This window comes from Algoriphagus kandeliae (assembly GCF_004571135.1).
GTDB lineage: Bacteria > Bacteroidota > Bacteroidia > Cytophagales > Cyclobacteriaceae > Algoriphagus > Algoriphagus kandeliae.
In genome coordinates this window covers 498,292-516,924 of sequence record NZ_SPSB01000004.1, presented here as the reverse complement: position 1 = coordinate 516,924, position 18,633 = coordinate 498,292, and the positions used below count along the sequence as shown (strand labels likewise).

The window sequence follows — 18,633 nt, the reverse complement described above, 5'->3', positions numbered from 1 at the left end:
AAAAACCGCAGGACGTAAATTCTGCGGTTTTTTTGTTGAAAACACTTTGCGGCGTTGCGACTTTGTGAGCAATTATGCCAATTTGATCTGATCCAAGTAGAACTTCATTCGGCTATGATCTCGGGGCAAAAAATCTATTTTATCAATTTTGTCTTCCTTGTGATTATAAAAGACCTCGATGTATTCATTTTCCAATAGGTAAAGATTGATCTTATGCCGATAGTAGCGAATAGCCACCACGAAAGTCCCTTCCAGGTAAAGGGTTTTGATCTTTTGGTGTAAAGGCATATTTCTAAACTCTTCCCTACTCATCTTTTTCGATTCCTTTTAAGCCTCCAAATTAGTGAAAATGCTTGGGGCGATTCTAATTTTTTTAACCAATATGAAATAAAAAAAGTCCCTGAAATTCTTCAGGGACTTTAGGTGATTAATCAACTTTCGCCATTCGCTTAGTGAACAACTTCTTGGAAATCTTTGATTGCTTCGCTGAAATCAAGCACCTCGGCTCCTTTTAAAGTACCAGATACGATACTAGAACCGGCTGCTGATCGATATCCACCTGCACAGTGAACTACTACAGGTTTGTCAGCTGGAATTTCTCCAGCTCGCTCGCGTAATTCGTGCAAAGGAATATTGATGCTTTCTTCAAAGATTGGAGTGTTTTTGTGCTCATCTGCACTTCGGATATCTACAATTGTAAAGGTATCTGGATTAGCTTTGAATGCTTCTACATCGAAAGTGCTTTCAGTTTCGGTCATTCCAGCAGGGTTGACCACAGCACCTTTGATCAATTGCTCATAGCCAATTTTTGCAGCTTTGAAGATTAGAATTTCAAGTTCTGCGGCAGAGTCAGCCACTAGGAAGAAATGCTCTTCTGGACCTACGATAGATCCCAACCAGGTTTCAAATTTTCCACCATTCATGATGTTGATAGCGCCCGGGATATGACCTGCGCGGAATTTGTCCTGCTCACGGGTATCAATTACCAAAGCACCTGCAGGAATGTTAGACCCTTCTGGCCAAATGCTTACTCGAGAGATGGAACGCTGGTAGGCAGGAGCACCTTTTTTATTCATATCCACATCATATCCGAAGTATTTTGGAATGTATGGCTGTCCTTCCAAAAGAGAGTTTACAAATGTTTGCTCATCTACATCTCCAAATGCCCAGTTGGTAGCACGCTGCTCACCAATAGTAGACTGGCGGGCATCGCTTAGGTTTTTGCCACAAAGTGAACCTGCACCGTGAGCCGGGTAAACAATTACATCGTCTGCCAAAGGCTTCAATTTATCCTGTACAGTGTGGTACATCATTTTCGCCAATTCTTCACGTTGAGCCTTCATGTTTCCAGCTTTTTCACGCAAATCAGGACGACCCACATCACCAATAAATAAGGTGTCACCGGAGAATAGCGCATAGTCTTTTCCATTTTCATCTTTCAACAAAATGCTGATAGAATCCGGGGAGTGACCTGGTGTATGCAATGAATGGAAAGAAACTTTTCCCATTTGGAAAGAATCTCCCTCGTCGAATCCAGTGTGAGGATATTCTGCGCCTACTAGTTTGGAAACATAAATACTTGCTCCTTCATTTTGATGGAATTCCAAGTGAGAACTCACGAAATCCGCGTGTGGGTGAGTTTCAATGACTGCAACGATTTGTGCATTGTTTGCTTCTGCAAAATCATAATACTGTCGAGGATTTCTTCCTGGGTCAACCAAGGCTACTTTTCCTTCACTTAAGATTGCATAGCTGGCATGTGCCAAGCCTTCGTCATAAAATTGTTGGATATTCATTTTCTATATGGTTTTTCGAATTTGATAGCACAAAGTTAAAACCTGACAAAAGTCAGTTTCGGTGACGCATGTCACGTAACCAAAAGACAGTCAGACGACTGATGGATTATAAATGTTTTTTGGAGCAATTTAGTTGCATCAGAAACGGTTAGTTATTAAAATTGATTGTATGAGCAAGCAAAATACCTACTTATCTCAAAAGTATTCTAAAAAGCTTTTTGCTTGGTTTTTGCTCATTTCAGGATTGGTTTTTTTCTCCTGCAAGTCATCTAAACTATCAAAGGAGGATCCCGTTTTTACGGTCATTCAAACTGCCAAATCTTATTATGGGACACCTTATAAATATGGAGGTACCGGTCGTGCAGGAATTGATTGCTCTGCTTTAATCTTTCATTCTTATTATGCGGTTGGGATAAACCTTCCTCGTATGTCAGCCGATCAGGCAAAGCAGGGGAAGAAAGTTTCTCTTCGTGAACTAAAGCCAGGAGACATGCTATTTTTTGCTACAAGTAAACGGCGGAATCGGGTGACCCATGCGGGAATAGTCACTGAGGTAAAGAAAGGGGATATTCGTTTTATCCATGCATCAACATCCCTGGGCGTGACAGAAGATTACCTGAGTAATCGCTATTGGGATAAGGCTTTTTTATTTGCAAGAAGGGTTTTGGAGTGATGAATTTTTGAATACATAATATAAAAACCTCCCCAAAATCTTTTCTGGAAAAGGAATTTGAAAAGAAAGGAAATTTTAAAGCGAGGAACAAAGCGCGAAAGCCAACAGGTCTTTGAAATTGAATGGATTAATTTTCCAAATATCCTTTGGTATTAGGCTTTATTGATTAATTTTGCGCACGAATTCAAAAAGCACATCCTTTTTACATTTCATTCAATCAAATGGCAAATATTGGAAAGATAACGCAGGTAATCGGACCCGTAGTGGACGTTTCCTTCGAAGGCGGTAAGCTGCCAAACATCCTTGACGCATTGGAAGTGACCAAAGAAAACGGCCAAACAGTCGTTTTGGAGGTTCAGCAACACCTTGGTGAAGACCGGGTAAGAACAATTGCGATGGACTCATCTGAAGGGATGGTTCGTGGCATGGACGTAAAAGATATGGGTCAACCTATCTCTGTTCCTACCGGTGATGCGATCAAAGGTCGTCTTTTCAATGTGGTAGGTGAAGCAATTGACGGCCTTCCTCAGGTTCCTGCAGGAAAGCGTCTTCCAATCCACAGATCTGCTCCTAAGTTTGAAGATCTTTCAACCTCTACTGAGGTATTATATACAGGTATCAAAGTAATCGACTTGATCGAGCCTTATGCAAAAGGTGGTAAGATTGGTCTTTTCGGTGGTGCCGGTGTAGGTAAAACCGTATTGATCCAGGAATTGATCAACAACATCGCGAAGGCTTACTCTGGTTTGTCTGTGTTTGCTGGTGTAGGTGAAAGAACCCGTGAAGGAAATGACTTGCTTCGTGAAATGATCGAGTCTGGTATCGTGACTTACGGTGAAGACTTCGTACATACCTTGGAAGAGCAAGGTGGATGGGATCTTTCCAAAGTTGATATGAAGAAATTGGAGGATTCTAAAGCAACCTTCGTATTTGGTCAGATGAACGAACCTCCAGGTGCTCGTGCGCGAGTGGCTTTGACTGGTTTGACTTTGGCAGAATATTACCGAGATGGTGATGGAGAAGGTGCTGGTAAGGATATCCTATTCTTTATCGATAACATTTTCCGATTCACTCAGGCAGGTTCTGAAGTGTCCGCACTTTTGGGACGTATGCCATCAGCGGTAGGTTATCAGCCTACTTTGGCAACTGAAATGGGGGCCATGCAGGAGCGAATCACTTCTACTAAGAACGGATCCATCACTTCCGTGCAGGCGGTTTACGTACCTGCGGATGACTTGACAGACCCGGCTCCGGCGACTACTTTCGCCCACTTGGATGCTACTACCGTATTGTCTCGAAAGATTGCCGAATTGGGTATTTACCCTGCGGTAGATCCTTTGGATTCTACATCTCGAATTCTTTCTCCAGATATTTTGGGAGAAGAGCATTATGGATGTGCACAGCGAGTGAAAGAGATTCTTCAGCGATACAAAGAATTGCAGGATATCATTGCAATCTTGGGTATGGAAGAACTTTCTGAAGAAGATAAGCAAGTCGTTCACAGAGCTCGTCGTGTTCAGCGATTCTTGTCTCAGCCATTCCACGTAGCAGAGCAATTTACAGGTCTTAAAGGAGTGTTGGTAGACATTAAAGATACTATCAAAGGCTTCAATATGATCATGGATGGTGAATTGGATCACCTTCCTGAAGCAGCTTTCAACTTGGTTGGTAGCATCGAAGATGCGATCGCTAAGGGTGAGAAGATGCTTGCTGAAGTGAAGTAAGAAAATTAGTTACTGGGTATTAAGTGTGGCAATCTCACTTTTAACTCAATAACTATTTACTCAATAACTAGAAAAACATGCAATTAGAAATCGTTACACCGGATAAAAAAGTATTTCAGGGAGAAGTGTCAGAAGCTTCTTTTCCAGGTGCTTCTGGTGCATTTCAGGTGTTGAATAATCACGCTCCGATTGTTTCTGCTTTGGCAAAAGGGACGGTTTCCTTTACCACAAAAGAAGGAAAGCAATCTATGATAGTAGATGGCGGTGTGGTAGAAGTAAAGAACAACATGATTGTTGTGTTGGCTGAAAAAGTAGTAGGCTAATTCAATTACCAATATGTAATAAATGAAAGTCCAACTCGAACGGGTTGGACTTTTTTTGTGTGATTTTCGCTTGAAATAGGGCTAAAAAATCAGCTTATATGAATCCGGTCATTTTTAGTTTTGCTTGATTCAAATTTTATAATCTTCCAATCTTTCAGATTTCCAATTATTTATTCTACCTTTGCCACCCGAAAGGAGGTGTAAACATATGATCATAGTAAACGTAAAAGAGAACGAATCCATCGAAAAAGCGCTAAAGCGTTTCAAAAAGAAGTTTGACAAAACCGGTGCGGTTCGTGAACTCCGTGCTCGTCAAGCATTCACCAAGCCTTCTGTTAAGAGAAGAGATCAAGTTATCAAAGCGGCTTACAAGCAACGCCTTCAGTCTGAGGCTGAAAAGTAATCAAGTCGTTTTCGAATAGAATCAAAACAGCGGGTCCCAAGCTCGCTGTTTTTTTATTGCCCTTTTTCAAATAGGATCTTAGATTTTTTTCTGTGACTTATGTTATGTAGGGATTTCTGATTTTTCGTCTAACTTAAGGTAAGAATTAAGTCCCATGATTGAGTCCTTTATCAATTACCTCCAATTTGAAAAACGTAGCAGTCCCCATACGGTAGAAGCCTATGAACGGGATTTGAGACAGTTTGAGGAGTTTTTGGACTTGTCATTTGAACAGAATGAGCTTTATTCTACAGGGCATGCTGAAATCCGTGCATGGATTATTGACTTGGTGGAGCAGGGACTTAGCACCACCTCAGTCAACCGAAAATTGGCTACCCTAAGGTCTTATTATAAATTCCTTTTACGGCAGGGAACTATCCAAAAAGACCCTACCTATAAGTTAAAATCTCTAAAAAATCCGAAAAGACTCCCTGAGTTTGTACAGGAAAAGAGCATTCAGGACGTTTTAGAAGAGGATGTCTATGAAAAGGGATTTGAAGGACAACGGGACCGGATGATAATGGAGTTTTTGTACTTGACAGGAGTTCGTCTTTCGGAGCTAACTGGGCTTAGATGGTCCGATGTGGATTTTCATTTTGAGCAGGTCAGAGTGCTCGGAAAACGAAAGAAAGAACGGGTAATTCCCCTTTCAAAAGGGCTGATTCAAAATATAATTTCATACAAAAAAGTATTTGAGGAAAGGTTTCCGAATTCAGGTCAAAATCCGTACTTTATCGTAACGAATTCAGGGAAGCAAAGCTATCCAATGATGGTATATCGTACAGTCAGGAAATATTTGGATCTTTTTGCTCAGACTAGCAAGCGTAGTCCCCATGTGCTCAGACATACCTTTGCTACCCATCTGCTCAATAAGGGTGCTGACCTGAATGCTGTTAAAGACTTGTTGGGACATGCTAATCTGGCAGCTACACAAATTTACACTCACAATTCTATGGAAAAACTGAAGGCTGTGTTTGAACAGGCACATCCTAAAGCGTAAATAAATAAATTGTTCAACCACTAAACGCTAAAAGCTATGAAACTGCAAATGCACTCTATCCACTTCGACGCAGATCAGAAGTTGATTGATTTTATCCAGAAAAAAGCCGACAAATTGGACACCTATTTTGACCGTATTATTGACGGCGAAGTTTTTATGAGATTGGACAAGCATGAGAAGAATGAAAATAAAATTGTTGAAATCAAGTTGAACGTTCCTGGAAAGCAGTTTTTTGCAAAAAATCAAAGTGACTCTTTTGAAGCTGCTGCCGATGAAGCGGTAGAGGGACTTCGTAGACAAATCAAGAAGTATAAGGAAAAAGTCCTCTTGGCTAAGCAATAAAACCTAAACACATTTTTAAGCCCTTGGATTACCAAGGGCTTATTTTTTGCTTAAGATTCCAAGATGAAAATTTTTAAAAATTATATTTTGCTTTTTTGGTTGGTACAGGGTCTACTAATAGCCCTGAAGATAGCTTTTACACTTCGACCTGAAATCAATTTATTTACTGAGGAAGCACAATATTGGCTTTGGTCTCAAAACCTAGCATGGCACTATTATTCCAAACCACCATTAATTGCAGTTTTTAATTTCATTAGTACTTCCATTTTGGGGGTCAACGAGCTAGCAGTACGAATCAACGCAGCATTGCTTGGGATAGGGACAGCTTGGTTGGTTTTTTACCTCACTGATTTTCTCTTTCACTCAAAAAGGATTGCATTCTGGGCGAGTTTGATTCTCAGTTCTATGCCCTTCTTTATTCTTTTTTCCACCTTTCACATGACAGATTCAGAGCTTACTTTTTTCTGGATCTTGACCTGGGTTCTAGTGGCCAAAGCTTTAAAAGAAGAAAAATTGAAATGGTGGGTTTTTGCGGGTATTGCAGCTCTATTAGGAATGGCTTCCAAGCCAATTATGGTGTTAGTACTCCCATCTTTGGGTTTGTTCCTTTTTTTGGCTGGAAGAATAAAAAACTATGGAAAAGAGTTTCTTTTATTCGCAGTGATTTCACTGATTGGTTTGCTTCCAAGTTTGGTCTGGAATTCTGAAAATGGTTTTCAAACATTTAGGCACTTAGCAACTTTGGGAGGGGTCAATGGATCGGTTCCAGGTAGAGATTTAGGGGAGATGCTTTTAAGTTTTTTGGAATTTTTGGGAGGACAATTGTTAATAGCTTCCCTTTTTTTACTCCCCTTATGGATTCTATTTGCTTGTAAGGTCCGGAAATTTGATTCGAAACAGTTATTCTTAATTCTCCCAGCAGCTGTTTCATTTTTGACTTTCGCATTTATTAGTTTGTTTACAGTTGTTCAGGTGAATTGGCCTGCCTTTAGCTACCCTACTTTGGCTATTGTATTGGCTTATGTCGTTGAGAAGGATTCAGTAATCTGGAGCAAAATCAGAACCTGGGGGATAGGTTTAGGAATTTTCTTGTCAGTTCTTTTGATGATCCCTGAGATTAATGGTTGGAAAAAACTAGTAGGATTAGAGAAACTGGAAATTGCTGTTTTTAAGCGATTGACTGGCTATAACCAACTTGCAGACCGGGTTGCCTTTTTGGAAGATAGTTTGGGAATTCAGGATTCATTTTACTTTTCTGAGAGCTATCATGTTTCTTCTGAACTCGCATTTTATCTTCCTGCTCATCCACAAACATTTCAAATAGCTAGAGGGGGAAGAAGAAATCAATTTGACCTTTGGGAAAGTGTGGGTTTCCATGCTGGTCTAGAAGAAACGGGGGTTTTTGTAAGTTTTCATGAGGATTCTCCTGGTACCGTCACCACCTTTCAGGAACTGATATACGAGGAAGATTTCCCTGTTTATTTTCGTGATGAGTACCTACGATCTGCGAAAATTCAATTTTGGAGAAATCTCCAAAAATATGAGCCTATAAATTCAGATGCCTATTGATCCAATTTACGACGGAGTAAATAGAATTTTTTACCAGAAGCATTCAAGACGCTGTCGTATTGCGGAGTGCCAAATGTTTTAATAAGTTCTGGGGTTGCTTTAGAACTCCAATTCACTGTCTGCTTTTGAATGATAAAATTCTCCGAGCTAATGGAGTCATAAAACTCATCTTCCAAAATCAGGTAGTCATATTCGGATAATTGATTTCGCCAGTTGATTTTATCCAAATTGATCAATCGGGTTGTAGGATAGACCGACATTCGAATTTTGGAGGCTACATGATTATTTCCCCGAAAACCGATTTTTGAAGGCGCAAGATCATACATTTCTTGAAGTTCCAATTGGATTTGCTTTCCGGGGTGTGGAAAAGAAATCAAGGAGGTAAAGAGCGTATAGCTCAGGAATATCAATATATAGGAATAGGTTATGGCTTTTGGGAGCTTTTCTCCACGCCAAATCAATTTTCCCACATAAACCAAAACAGTTACAATCAATGCCATTCGGATCCAAATGAAATGCCCTTTTAATGCCAAATAAAATCCAGCTACTAGGAGAATGACATTTAAGAGATAGAAGAAAATAGCAGCTACTTTCAGTCCTAATTTTCGAATTTCAAATTCTCCTTTGACTAAAATCCATCCCAAATAAACCGCCAAAACCGGTGCAACCGGTAACAGATAGCGTTCATAGAATTTGATGGTTAAAGATCCCATTCCCAGAATAGCCAAAGCCCATAGCAAGGTAAATCCCGAAAATTGTGGGTTCTCTTTCCAAGCCTTGAGGATGTTTGTTTTCAACTTTGGGAATGCAAAGAAAATCCAAGGGATAAACATGGCAAGCATAAGTCCAAGTGCCTGCAAACCATGTTTTACTATCAAAATCCCTCTTGAAGCTACCCGTTCGCCTACCTGATCTCCCAAAAAGCTTTCTAGGTAAGTAGGTCCATGAATAATCCACATGGCTACAAACCAAAAGAGGGCAACAACCAAACTCACTAAAATCGAAGGAAGATGAAAAAGGGATTTTAGCGGGATTTTTTTCCAAGGATTAACTATCAGGTAAATGATTCCGATTCCTCCCAAAGCAGCGGCAGGCAGCCCTTTGACTTCAAAAGCCAAAGCCAAACCACCAAATAAAGCCCAAGGTGTCCATTTCGGAATTCTGTCCTCATTTTTTAAATAAGAAGCAAAGCCCAGCGCACTGAGGGTCATGCTACACACTAGTAAAATATCCGGGATAGATCTTCCGGAAGAGAGAATCAAAACCGGATTCGCGGCCATGATCAAAGCCGAAACGAATGCTATTTTTTCTTCTTTTAATAGGATTTTGGCAAGCTTAAAGGTAAGGCCAATTGTGGCTGCTCCAGCTAATAGGAAAAAAATACGGGAGGCAAAAGCGTTCACACCAAAGAGTTTGAATCCAGCCAAAACCGCCCAATAGGTCAAAATGGGTTTTTTAAATCGAAGTTCACCGCTACCTAGATAAGTGGTCAGATAGTCTCCATTTCGAAGCATTTCTACTGCTGCATCCCGATAGTACATTTCATCGGGATAGTTCATGTGGAAATTCAACGCAAAGGGACCTACTAATACGCAGAATACCCCCATGAGAATCCAAGGGTTGATTTTAAGCTCGGTGGACTTGGAAAAAATCATGCACAAAGATAATCTGATTTGGGAACTGCCTGCCAAATTTTATGTTGTAGGACTTGTGTATAAGGACGGTTTTTGTCCTTAGAATTTATTTGGAGTAATTTTGACCAAATTTTATCCTATGAGCCAGCCACTTTTATCGGTAGTCATCACCGTTTACAATGAAGAAAAAAACATCCTACCCCTTCTTGACCAAACCTATGAAGCTTTGGCTGATTTGGATTATGAGGTGATTTTGGTTGAGGATGGATCGACGGATGGGACAGTTTCAGAGGTGAAGAAGTACGCCAATGAGCGAACCAAGTTGATCATTTTTAACAGGAATTATGGACAAACCACGGCCTTGGCAGCGGGAATTGATTTGGCGAAGGGGAAGTACATCGTGACTATGGATGGGGATTTGCAAAACGATCCTTCAGACATTCCGGGTATGCTTCAGAAAGCAATCGATGAAGATTGGGATGTGGTGGCAGGTGTACGTGCCAAGCGAAAGGATGGCTTTGTTCTTCGAAAAATCCCTTCCAAAATCGCCAATTGGATTATTCGAAATTCCACCAAAGTATACCTAAGTGATTATGGTTGTACGCTTCGAGTGTATAGGGCTGAAATCGCTCAAAATATGGGCTTGTACGGAGAATTGCATCGATTTATTCCTGTATTAGCGAAGGAGCAGGGAGCTCGAATGACAGAGGTGGATGTGAAGCATCATCCAAGGATTCATGGAACCTCGAAGTACGGCTTGAGTCGAACCTTCAAGGTTATGTCAGATTTAATTCTGATGCTATTTTTCCAAAAGTATCTTCAACGCCCGATTCACCTTTTTGGGGGGATAGGTCTATTGTCATTTTTGGCCGGATCCGTGATTAGTTTTTATCTCTTGGTCTTGAAACTACTTGGAGAAGATATCTGGGGAAGACCCATTATGATTTTGGGTTTTATTCTGATTTTGGGTGGAATTCAACTTATTACTACTGGTATTATTGCTGAGATGATTGTAAGAACCTATTTCGAATCCCAGCATAAAAAGACCTACACCGTGAGGTCTGTTTTTGAAGGAAAGAAATAGGAATTATTTTTAATTCATCATTCATCATTCATCATTCATCATTCATCATTCATCATTCATCATTCAATTTCTTTGTCTGGACCACTCAGATTAGCGTTTACAACTAAGTAACCAATAACCATTAACCTCAAACTACACACATACCATTGACCCGATTCAAGAATCAGTTCAAAACTTTTTTCAAGCTTGTGTTAACAGGCCTGGCCTTGTATCTGGTTTTTCGAAAAATTGATACCGCACAACTTTTTGATTTAGTAAAAACCATCCATTGGTTTTGGCTCGTTCCTGCTGTTCTACTTTTTATCTTAAGCAAAGTGGCTACGGCTGTTCGTCTCAATCAATATTTCAAAAATATCGGCCTAATCCTTTCCGAAAAGCTCAACTTCCGTCTATATCTGGTAGGTATGTTTTACAATTTGTTTCTACCCGGAGGAATCGGAGGGGATGGTTATAAGGTCTATTTGCTCAATAAAGAATTCAAGACTCCGGTTAAAAAATTGCTTCAAGCCGCTTTGCTCGATCGCTTGGGGGGATTGGTAGCGATAGTTTTTTTATTATTTGGATTGTTTTTGCTGGTGGATCTTGATTTGGAATTTTTGGAAAGCAGACTTTGGAATGGCTTGATGATTGCTGGATTGATTTTGACGATTCCAGGATTTTGGATCATTCAGAGGCTAGTATTCAAGGATTTTCTTCCCTCCTTTTGGTCAGCAAATCTATGGTCTTTTGCTGGACAAATCGCGCAGTTGATTTGTGCTTGGTTTATTTTAATGGCTTTGGGGATCGATGAGAATATTCTGGCTTATCAATTGGTCTTTTTACTTTCATCCATTGTGGCAGTACTACCGCTGACAATCGGAGGAGTAGGAGCCCGTGAATTGGTCTTTGTCTATGCCCATCAGTATGCTGGGATAGAGGAAACAGCAGCAGTTGCTTTCAGTTTGATCTTTTTTCTGATTACGGCCGGGGTTTCTTTGATGGGGGCTTTTGTAAAAGTAGATTTGAAAGAAAACGGTATTAATTAAGTACAACTTTTTTCGGAAAATAAAAAAGTCCTTTGCCATCCTTGGTCACTTCCCAAAGTATCTTTTTGTCTTCTTCCAAATAGGTTAGTCGAATTTCAAAATCGGTTAAGGAATAGGCACTTGTAATTCTTCCGTCAAAGATATTTTGGTCAATCTTTCTTAAGAATATAGAATAAGATTCATCAGTACAATCCATGCGATCGCCATTAAAGGCAACTCCACAATGTGTGCCGATATAATCGAAATCGCGAAACTCTGATGTCGCGTTTTCTAAATTGATGGAAAAAGACTGGTCTTCTTTTTCAAACCATCTCCAAGACCCAGAAATATCTTGGGAATAGCATGAAGCCGACAAAGAAACAAAGACTGGAATGAAGAAGAGCGGGAGTTTTTCTTTAATTTCTTTCAATAGTAAAAAGGCTAAAGGTAAGCGAATCTTCATTTTCCAATTTAGTATCATTTAAGATGTACATGCCTTCCTTTCCAAAATGGATGTACAAATGATTAAACTCGGAAACATCCATGGTATGGAGATGCTGACCGTTCTTGTCGATAAATAAAAGAAAGTTTTTATTCTTTGGGTCAAACATCTTGTAAGAGTTTTGAGCCAAAGATTCATAGTCTTCCTCTGATAACCCTTCCCGATAATGCCGAATATAAAGATCTCGAAAAGGATCATAATAGACTGTAAAAAAACTGTTTTCTGTATAGTATTCCTTTTTCCATTCTCCAAAGTTTATCCCAGATCGATTGGTTAAGCTCACGAAGTCCTCTTTTGGTGCAGCATTTAGTCTCCGGTAATTCTCAAAATCTTTTGTAATGATTAAATCATCTAAAATTGGAAAATTTAGGATGTATTCACCTGCTCTTTCGTCAAAGTCCATAGAAATCAATAAATCATAAGCATTGACTTTCTTTCCCAAATATTCTTCGGGTAAAGGAAGAGCTGATTTGAATTCATCGAGATTTTCTGAATAGATACCAGTCGTGTTTTCCGATTTAAAATACTCGAAAGGAGGCTTTCCATATAGCTCGAGCATATTGAGTGCGGCTACGATTTTGTCTGTTTTCAAAGCAAAGCGGAGAACACCTATAAGGGGATTTGGACTTTCCATTGAAATTCGAGCTAGCTTTTGGCTCTTGGTAAATTTTCCCTCTTCGAAAATTGAAATTTCCCTTGCCTTTTTGTCAAAATAGAGAAAGCTGTTTTTCTCGTAAGGAATAAAGCTGTTTTGACCAGTAGTTCTATCTCCCCTGAAATCTTCTATTTCCTCTAATTTAAGATTGGCAACAGGTAATCCTCCCTTGCTAAGATCAAAGGTGCCTATTCCATCATTGGTCTGAATATAGAAGTAGGACCCATTCTCGTCGGACAAAAAAATCGGGTTTCCTTGCAGCTTAGGGAACCCGCCGGAAATATCCAATGAAATCGTCTTTTCAAGCTGTATTTGTAATTCTGCTGACTCGGCAACCTTGCTTTCGTTGGATTTATCTGTTTGACACGAAAAAATAAAAGCAGCTAATACGAAATTAAGAAAGAGGATAAGTGATTTGAATTTCATAATGATTAATAGGTAAGTTCCTCCCATGAACAGGGAGGAACAAATACAATTAATTATCCACCTAGAGATGGTGTTTCTACTTCAACAATGCAGTCTCCAGGAAGTCCTTCCTCGCCTGGTGGAGGTGCAGGTAGCTGAATACATTGATTTATTAATTCTATACAAAACCCTGCAACGTAAGTTTTCCCAGCAATGGGAGTTATGTTACAAGATTGTCCATTGGAAATGGGGATTGAGCCTACCAATGCAAGACCGAAAATTAAAATTACTTTTTTTCATGATGTTTCAGTTTAAATGTAACACCCTGGCCAAGGTTATCTTTCATCATCAGGACCTTCCTGACAACTAAAGACAACACAACATATTATTAGTATTATTATTATTATTCAAAAATTAGTTCAAGAAAAACTGTTTTTTTAAAAATCAATACCCAAAAGTGGGTATTTTTCGGGGGTTTTCGAACTCGCTCGGATTCCTTACTTTTGTCAAAATCCTCCAAATCCACCATGACCCGATCCGAATTGTTCGCCCAAATCCAGCAAAAATCATCCTTTCTATGCGTTGGGCTGGATCCTGATTTAAACAAGATTCCATCTCATTTGCTGAAAGAGAAAGATCCGGTTTTTTCCTTTTGCAAGCAGATCATTGAGGAAACGGCTGATTTTGCGGTGGCATACAAACCTAATATTGCCTTTTTTGAGGCTTTGGGAGCAAGAGGATGGGAGACCTTAGCAAAAGTCGAGGAACTGATCCCTAAAGATATTTTTACCATTGCCGATGCTAAGCGCGGAGATATTGGAAATACCTCAAAACTTTATGCAAAAGCGTTTTTCGAATCGATGGATTTTGATTCCATAACCGTGGCGCCTTACATGGGGGAAGATTCGGTAACTCCCTTTCTGGAATTTGAAAATAAATGGGTAATTCTTTTGGCTCTCACTTCCAATAAGGGCTCTTTGGATTTTCAATTAATTCAAGATCAAAATGGTAAAGCGCTCTATCAGTCTGTTTTGGAAAAGAGTCAGGCTTGGGGAACGCCCGATAATCTAATGTATGTGGTAGGCGCTACCCGTGGTGAGCTGATTGGAAAGGTGCGAAAGGCGGCTCCTGAGCATTTTTTCTTGGTTCCCGGGGTGGGAGCCCAAGGTGGAAGCCTATCCGAAGTAGCTAAATACGGAATGAATTCTTCCTGTGGACTTTTGGTCAATTCCAGCCGGGGAATTATCTATGCTTCTAATGGAAAGGACTTTGGGAAAGCTGCCCGAAAAGAAGCTGAAAAGCTTCAATTGGAAATGAAGGATTTATTGGATAAGTACCTTTAATTTTCAAATCCAGTAAGATTAGTTGAAAATCAGAAATTAATCTCTTAAATTCCATAAGCTTTTAGTAATTGCTTATGAATTTTAGGGAAGACTTTTTACAGCTTGTCTGGAAGTACCAATATTTTGATCGAAAGGGTTTACAAACTTCCAAAGGACAATCACTCCAAATCCTAAATGCTGGAATTCACAATCATGGGGAAGGTCCGGATTTTAGAGAGGCTTCGATTATGCTGGATGGAGTCAATTTCCATGGTCATGTGGAGGTCCATCGGTTTGCTTCCGAATGGAAACAGCATGCACATGAAGGAGATCCTGCTTATAATTCCGTGATTCTTCATGTGGTTTGGAAAGAGGATAAGGAGGTATTTAGAAAAGACGGAACTCCAATCCCAACCTTGGAACTGGAAGGTAGAATATTCTTGGATATCTGGCGAAATTATGAGCGTTTGTTGGATTACAATCAGGATTTACCCTGTGCTCATGCTTTGGCAAAAGTTCCGGAAATCATTCGGTTTTCAGCCTTGGAAAAAGCACTTGTCGAGCGTCTACAGGAAAAGTCAGGCCTGCTTCTCCAAATTCTCGAAGAAACAAATGGAGATTGGGAAGAAACCGCTTATCGATGGTTATTTCACAGTTTTGGATTTAAAACCAACAGCCAGCCTATGCAGGATTTGGCAAGTTTGATTCCATACAAAATTCTCCAAAAGCACCGAAGCCAAATTTCTGCATTGGAGGCTATGCTTTTTGGTCAGGCCGGTTTATTACCTAGCGAGACTGATGAGCCCTATGTCCAACACTTGATTCGAGAGCATGATTTTTATCAGAAAAAATTTGCTTGGGATCAGGGTCTAAAGCGTCAACATTGGAATTTCAAGGGAGTTCGTCCTAGTAATTTTCCTACGCTTCGCATCGCCCAACTGGCAGCGATTTTAGCTCAGGCTCCAAACCTTTTTCAAGCAGTGATGCAGGATTCAAGAGACTTTTCCTCTTTCAAAAAATTACTTCAGGTAAAGCCCTCAGATTATTGGCAATTCCATTATTCTTTTGGCAAGCCTTCCGAAAAATCGGCTTCCAGAGGAATTTCGGGCACAGTTTTACAATTATTGATCATCAATTTTGTTATGCCGCTGTGGTTTGCTTATGGACGATATTTTGAAAATCCCGAGTGGAAAGAGCGTTGTTTTGATCTCTTACAAGAAATCCCTGCGGAGAGTAATTTCATCATTCGAAAATTTGGAGAGGCCGGTTGGAAGGCCGAAAATGCCTTCGATTCTCAGGGAATGATTGGCTTGTATCGGAGCTATTGTATTCCAAAAAAATGCCTTCAATGTAAGATCGCCCAAAGCTTGCTTAAGTCTGAAAACAAATGATTTTTGGGGATGCTCTTGATTTGCTGTACTTTTGCAGTCCGAATTTGAAATAACCTATGGACAATCCAGTCATAATTTTCGGAGCGAAAGGAATTGCTCATCCAGCTTTGGAAATTTTCAATAGTAATGGGATCGTGGTTTACGGATTCCTGGATGAGGATGAAAGTCTTCATGGAACTGAAATCAACACGGTGCCTGTGTTAGGGCACCCGGAGGATGATGGATTCCTTAAGCTGATCGGAAAAAAAGCGGAAGCTTTTGTTGCTGTTGATGACAACAAGTACCGCAAGTTTCTGGTAGAGTTGCTCAATGAGCGAAGAAAAGTTCAGCCTATTAATGCAATCCACAGCACTGCTTTTATTTCCAGTGATGCGGTTTTGGGTCATGGAAATTTCATCAATGCAAAGGTGGTTTTAGGAAGCGGAGCTACTATCGGTCAGCACTGTATTCTTCATACAGGGGCAATTGTGGATCACAAAGCTAAGATTGGAGATTTTGTGCAGATCGGTGCAGGGTCCATTATTAATTCCGAAGTAACCATCGAAGAGGGAGCATTTATCGGTTCTGGGGTAACCATCGTTTCTGGCGTGACCATTGGAAAAAATGCCCGTGTAGGAGCCGGATCGGTCGTTATTTCATCCGTTGGAGCAAATGAAACCGTATTTGGGAACCCAGCGGCAAAAGTTTAGAAAATGAAACAACTGGGCATACAACTTTCGTATTCCTTTAAATCGTAAATCGTAAATCGTAAATCGTAAATCGTAAATCATCAATCAAAAATCCTTTAACACCCTGCTGAAACAGGGCTAGCGTTATGGAACAAAAGAAAGATTACCAAATCCTCCTGTACTATTGCTATGCAAAAATCGAAAACCCTGAAGAGTACAGAGAGCAGCATCACTTATTCTGTGTGGAAAACAACATCCGGGGTCGAATCATCATTTCTGATGAAGGTCTGAATGGGACTGTGTCAGGTCTCAAAGAAGATTGTGAAAAGTACATGGCATACGTTCATGGCGATCCACGTTTTGCAAAAACAGAATTTAAAATTGATGAGCATGAAGGACATGCTTTCACCAAAATCCATGTGCGATACAAGCCGGAGATTGTCCACTCTTCATTGAGACATTTAGATCCAAACGTGCGTACAGGTAAGCATCTGGAGCCTGAAGAATTCAAGAAAATGAAGGATCAGGAAGATGTGGTGATTTTGGATGTTCGCTCCAACTATGAGCATGAGTTGGGTCGTTTTAAAAATGCCATCACCTTAGATATAGATAACTTCCGTGATTTTCCTGAAAAGGTGAAGGAATTGGAGCACCTCAAAGGCAAAAAGGTTTTGACTTATTGTACCGGTGGGATCAAGTGTGAAAAAGCTTCTGCCTATTTGTTGGAGCAGGGATTCCAGGATGTCTATCAGCTTCACGGAGGTATCATCAAATACGGAATGGAAGCTGGAGGAGAGGATTTCGAAGGCAAATGCTATGTGTTCGATAATCGAATTGCCGTTGATGTGAACAAGGTGAACCCAACCATCATTTCCAAGTGTCATGTTTGCGGAACTCCTTCTGATCGTATGGTCAACTGTGCCAATCCATCTTGTAACATCCACGTACCGATTTGTGAAAACTGCGGTTGGGAAATGGAAGGAGCCTGCTCTACAGAATGTAAGGAGCATCCGGAGAAAAGACCTTATGACGGGACAGGGTACTATCAAAAAAATACGAATGGATATAATCCTTACAAGGGACTTTTCCGCAAACCGAATAAAGATCAAATACTAAAATTGCATGGAGAAGCACAGGATTCCTGCATCTGAACTGATCATCAATTCTGATGGAAGTATTTACCATTTGCATTTGAAGCCAGAGGACCTGGCTTCACTTGTTTTTACGGTTGGGGATCCTGATCGGGTAGAGCAAGTTTCCCGCTATTTTGACAAGATTGATGTCAAAATCCACAAGCGGGAATTTATCACACATACAGGCTGGCTCAATGGCAAAAGACTGACTGTGATGAGTACAGGTATGGGTACGGATAATATCGAAATACTCATGACCGAGTTGGATGCTTTGGTGAATGTGGACTTGCATACTCGTGAGGAAAAAGATGAAAAAACGTCCCTCCAAATCATCCGATTGGGTACCTCTGGAAGCATGCAGGCAGATATTCCTGTTGGGACCTTGCTTGCTTCTGAGATTGGAGTTGGGCTGGATACCTTGATGCAGTTTTATCCAGAACTCCCAGAAAGTCAGTATATAGGAGCTGCGATCCAAAAGGAGTTGGGTTTAGGTTTTCAGCCTTATCAGGCTTCCGCTTCTTCCATGTTGTTGGATAAAGTAGATCAGCGATTTACGAAAGGGATTACCCTCACCTGTCCCGGGTTCTATGCTCCGCAGGGAAGAGAGGTGAGACTTCGTCCTAGATTTAATCAAATGGTGGAGCGAATCGCGGCCATCAATCTTGAAGGGGGAAAGCGAGTCACCAATTTTGAAATGGAAACAGCCGGATATTATGGCCTCGGGAAACTTCTTGGCCATGAGATGCTGAGCTTGAATGCCATCATTGCCAATAGGCCCAAAAAAGAATTTGATGAAAATGCTGCTAAAACTGTGGATCAACTGATTCAAACAGCTTTGGACCTTTTTGTTTCCTGATTAGGTAAAATTTCAATTATAATCCTTTGAAATGCGCTTGAGAAATTAGGCGCATTTTTCTTTGTTTTTCATTCGAGAAAAAAGCTGCTGGAATGACCAGCCTTTTTTAC

At 40.4% G+C, this 18,633-nt stretch carries 19 protein-coding genes; 14 read left to right on the top strand and 5 right to left on the bottom strand.

Features of this window, described 5'->3' with window-relative positions; all coding sequences use genetic code 11:
- Nucleotides 1-72 precede the first annotated feature (72 nt).
- A complete protein-coding gene (locus E4S40_RS14595; protein WP_135075701.1) occupies nucleotides 73-312 on the bottom strand; it encodes a hypothetical protein in 240 nt (79 codons plus the stop codon).
- Between the two features lie 137 nt (nucleotides 313-449).
- On the bottom strand, nucleotides 450-1,796 hold the full coding sequence (locus tag E4S40_RS14590) for an MBL fold metallo-hydrolase (RefSeq protein ID WP_135075698.1): 1,347 nt from the start codon (nucleotides 1,794-1,796) through the stop codon (nucleotides 450-452).
- 169 nt (nucleotides 1,797-1,965) lie between these two features.
- Between E4S40_RS14590 and E4S40_RS14585 the strand changes: the two genes are divergently transcribed.
- From E4S40_RS14585 to E4S40_RS14555, 7 genes are all read left to right on the top strand, one after another.
- Nucleotides 1,966-2,469, top strand: a complete 504-nt coding sequence (locus E4S40_RS14585) for a C40 family peptidase (protein WP_135075695.1) — start codon at nucleotides 1,966-1,968, stop codon at nucleotides 2,467-2,469.
- Nucleotides 2,470-2,690: 221 nt separating this feature from the next.
- Entirely contained in the window at nucleotides 2,691-4,193 is a 1,503-nt protein-coding gene (gene atpD, locus E4S40_RS14580) for a F0F1 ATP synthase subunit beta (RefSeq protein WP_135075692.1), read from the top strand.
- 77 nt (nucleotides 4,194-4,270) lie between these two features.
- On the top strand, nucleotides 4,271-4,516 hold the full coding sequence (gene atpC, locus E4S40_RS14575) for an ATP synthase F1 subunit epsilon (protein ID WP_135075689.1): 246 nt from the start codon (nucleotides 4,271-4,273) through the stop codon (nucleotides 4,514-4,516).
- Between the two features lie 208 nt (nucleotides 4,517-4,724).
- Entirely contained in the window at nucleotides 4,725-4,919 is a 195-nt protein-coding gene (gene rpsU / locus E4S40_RS14570) for a 30S ribosomal protein S21 (protein ID WP_135075686.1), read from the top strand.
- A gap of 154 nt (nucleotides 4,920-5,073) precedes the next feature.
- Nucleotides 5,074-5,958: a tyrosine-type recombinase/integrase gene (locus E4S40_RS14565; protein ID WP_135075683.1), complete on the top strand. Its 885-nt coding sequence runs from the start codon at nucleotides 5,074-5,076 to the stop codon at nucleotides 5,956-5,958.
- A gap of 36 nt (nucleotides 5,959-5,994) precedes the next feature.
- Nucleotides 5,995-6,300, top strand: coding sequence for a ribosome hibernation-promoting factor, HPF/YfiA family (gene hpf / locus E4S40_RS14560; RefSeq protein WP_135075680.1), 306 nt, complete (start codon nucleotides 5,995-5,997; stop codon nucleotides 6,298-6,300).
- A 63-nt stretch (nucleotides 6,301-6,363) separates the two neighbouring features.
- Entirely contained in the window at nucleotides 6,364-7,869 is a 1,506-nt protein-coding gene (locus E4S40_RS14555) for an ArnT family glycosyltransferase (protein WP_135075677.1), read from the top strand.
- Here the strand turns inward: E4S40_RS14555 and E4S40_RS14550 are convergent.
- Nucleotides 7,863-9,524, bottom strand: coding sequence for an ArnT family glycosyltransferase (locus tag E4S40_RS14550; RefSeq protein ID WP_135075674.1), 1,662 nt, complete (start codon nucleotides 9,522-9,524; stop codon nucleotides 7,863-7,865). The genes E4S40_RS14555 and E4S40_RS14550 overlap by 7 nt on opposite strands.
- Nucleotides 9,525-9,642: 118 nt before the next feature.
- Between E4S40_RS14550 and E4S40_RS14545 the strand changes: the two genes are divergently transcribed.
- Together E4S40_RS14545 and E4S40_RS14540 are read left to right on the top strand one after the other, a co-directional pair.
- Nucleotides 9,643-10,587 carry a glycosyltransferase family 2 protein gene (locus E4S40_RS14545; RefSeq protein ID WP_135075671.1) on the top strand — a complete coding sequence of 315 codons (945 nt, stop codon included), beginning with the start codon at nucleotides 9,643-9,645 and terminating at the stop codon, nucleotides 10,585-10,587.
- A gap of 188 nt (nucleotides 10,588-10,775) precedes the next feature.
- Nucleotides 10,776-11,612, top strand: coding sequence for a lysylphosphatidylglycerol synthase transmembrane domain-containing protein (locus E4S40_RS14540; RefSeq protein WP_237563204.1), 837 nt, complete (start codon nucleotides 10,776-10,778; stop codon nucleotides 11,610-11,612).
- Here the strand turns inward: E4S40_RS14540 and E4S40_RS14535 are convergent.
- Both E4S40_RS14535 and E4S40_RS14530 read right to left on the bottom strand, forming a co-directional pair.
- Nucleotides 11,605-12,054: a hypothetical protein gene (locus E4S40_RS14535; RefSeq protein ID WP_135075665.1), complete on the bottom strand. Its 450-nt coding sequence runs from the start codon at nucleotides 12,052-12,054 to the stop codon at nucleotides 11,605-11,607. The genes E4S40_RS14540 and E4S40_RS14535 overlap by 8 nt on opposite strands.
- The gene (locus tag E4S40_RS14530) at nucleotides 12,008-13,174 is read right to left on the bottom strand and encodes a hypothetical protein (protein WP_135075662.1); all 1,167 of its coding nucleotides are present in this window, start codon (nucleotides 13,172-13,174) and stop codon (nucleotides 12,008-12,010) included. The genes E4S40_RS14535 and E4S40_RS14530 overlap by 47 nt, the downstream gene beginning before the upstream one ends.
- A 506-nt stretch (nucleotides 13,175-13,680) precedes the next feature.
- Between E4S40_RS14530 and pyrF the strand changes: the two genes are divergently transcribed.
- The 5 genes from pyrF (at nucleotide 13,681) to E4S40_RS14500 (ending at nucleotide 18,523) form a co-directional block, all read left to right on the top strand.
- The gene (gene pyrF / locus E4S40_RS14520; RefSeq protein WP_135075656.1) at nucleotides 13,681-14,496 is read left to right on the top strand and encodes an orotidine-5'-phosphate decarboxylase; all 816 of its coding nucleotides are present in this window, start codon (nucleotides 13,681-13,683) and stop codon (nucleotides 14,494-14,496) included.
- Between the two features lie 74 nt (nucleotides 14,497-14,570).
- Nucleotides 14,571-15,866, top strand: a complete 1,296-nt coding sequence (locus tag E4S40_RS14515; RefSeq protein ID WP_135075653.1) for a DUF2851 family protein — start codon at nucleotides 14,571-14,573, stop codon at nucleotides 15,864-15,866.
- Nucleotides 15,867-15,922: 56 nt separating this feature from the next.
- Nucleotides 15,923-16,555 (top strand): acetyltransferase, encoded by a 633-nt coding sequence (locus tag E4S40_RS14510; protein ID WP_135075650.1) that lies wholly within the window; start codon nucleotides 15,923-15,925, stop codon nucleotides 16,553-16,555.
- A 125-nt stretch (nucleotides 16,556-16,680) separates the two neighbouring features.
- Nucleotides 16,681-17,685: an oxygen-dependent tRNA uridine(34) hydroxylase TrhO gene (gene trhO / locus E4S40_RS14505; RefSeq protein WP_135075647.1), complete on the top strand. Its 1,005-nt coding sequence runs from the start codon at nucleotides 16,681-16,683 to the stop codon at nucleotides 17,683-17,685.
- Nucleotides 17,657-18,523, top strand: a complete 867-nt coding sequence (locus tag E4S40_RS14500; RefSeq protein ID WP_135075644.1) for a nucleoside phosphorylase — start codon at nucleotides 17,657-17,659, stop codon at nucleotides 18,521-18,523. The genes trhO and E4S40_RS14500 overlap by 29 nt, the downstream gene beginning before the upstream one ends.
- The last annotated feature ends 110 nt before the right edge of the window (nucleotides 18,524-18,633 follow it).

Coding starts and splice junctions, on each gene's coding strand:
- rpsU (WP_135075686.1), top strand. CDS start 4,725: ATGATCATAGTAAACGTAAAAGAGAACGAATCCATCGAAAAAGCGCTA.
- atpD (WP_135075692.1), top strand. CDS start 2,691: ATGGCAAATATTGGAAAGATAACGCAGGTAATCGGACCCGTAGTGGAC.
- E4S40_RS14510 (WP_135075650.1), top strand. CDS start 15,923: ATGGACAATCCAGTCATAATTTTCGGAGCGAAAGGAATTGCTCATCCA.
- E4S40_RS14555 (WP_135075677.1), top strand. CDS start 6,364: ATGAAAATTTTTAAAAATTATATTTTGCTTTTTTGGTTGGTACAGGGT.
- E4S40_RS14595 (WP_135075701.1), bottom strand. CDS start 312: ATGAGTAGGGAAGAGTTTAGAAATATGCCTTTACACCAAAAGATCAAA.
- atpC (WP_135075689.1), top strand. CDS start 4,271: ATGCAATTAGAAATCGTTACACCGGATAAAAAAGTATTTCAGGGAGAA.
- hpf (WP_135075680.1), top strand. CDS start 5,995: ATGAAACTGCAAATGCACTCTATCCACTTCGACGCAGATCAGAAGTTG.
- E4S40_RS14590 (WP_135075698.1), bottom strand. CDS start 1,796: ATGAATATCCAACAATTTTATGACGAAGGCTTGGCACATGCCAGCTAT.
- E4S40_RS14530 (WP_135075662.1), bottom strand. CDS start 13,174: ATGAAATTCAAATCACTTATCCTCTTTCTTAATTTCGTATTAGCTGCT.
- E4S40_RS14500 (WP_135075644.1), top strand. CDS start 17,657: ATGGAGAAGCACAGGATTCCTGCATCTGAACTGATCATCAATTCTGAT.
- E4S40_RS14550 (WP_135075674.1), bottom strand. CDS start 9,524: ATGATTTTTTCCAAGTCCACCGAGCTTAAAATCAACCCTTGGATTCTC.
- E4S40_RS14515 (WP_135075653.1), top strand. CDS start 14,571: ATGAATTTTAGGGAAGACTTTTTACAGCTTGTCTGGAAGTACCAATAT.
- trhO (WP_135075647.1), top strand. CDS start 16,681: ATGGAACAAAAGAAAGATTACCAAATCCTCCTGTACTATTGCTATGCA.
- E4S40_RS14535 (WP_135075665.1), bottom strand. CDS start 12,054: ATGAAGATTCGCTTACCTTTAGCCTTTTTACTATTGAAAGAAATTAAA.
- E4S40_RS14585 (WP_135075695.1), top strand. CDS start 1,966: ATGAGCAAGCAAAATACCTACTTATCTCAAAAGTATTCTAAAAAGCTT.
- pyrF (WP_135075656.1), top strand. CDS start 13,681: ATGACCCGATCCGAATTGTTCGCCCAAATCCAGCAAAAATCATCCTTT.
- E4S40_RS14565 (WP_135075683.1), top strand. CDS start 5,074: ATGATTGAGTCCTTTATCAATTACCTCCAATTTGAAAAACGTAGCAGT.
- E4S40_RS14545 (WP_135075671.1), top strand. CDS start 9,643: ATGAGCCAGCCACTTTTATCGGTAGTCATCACCGTTTACAATGAAGAA.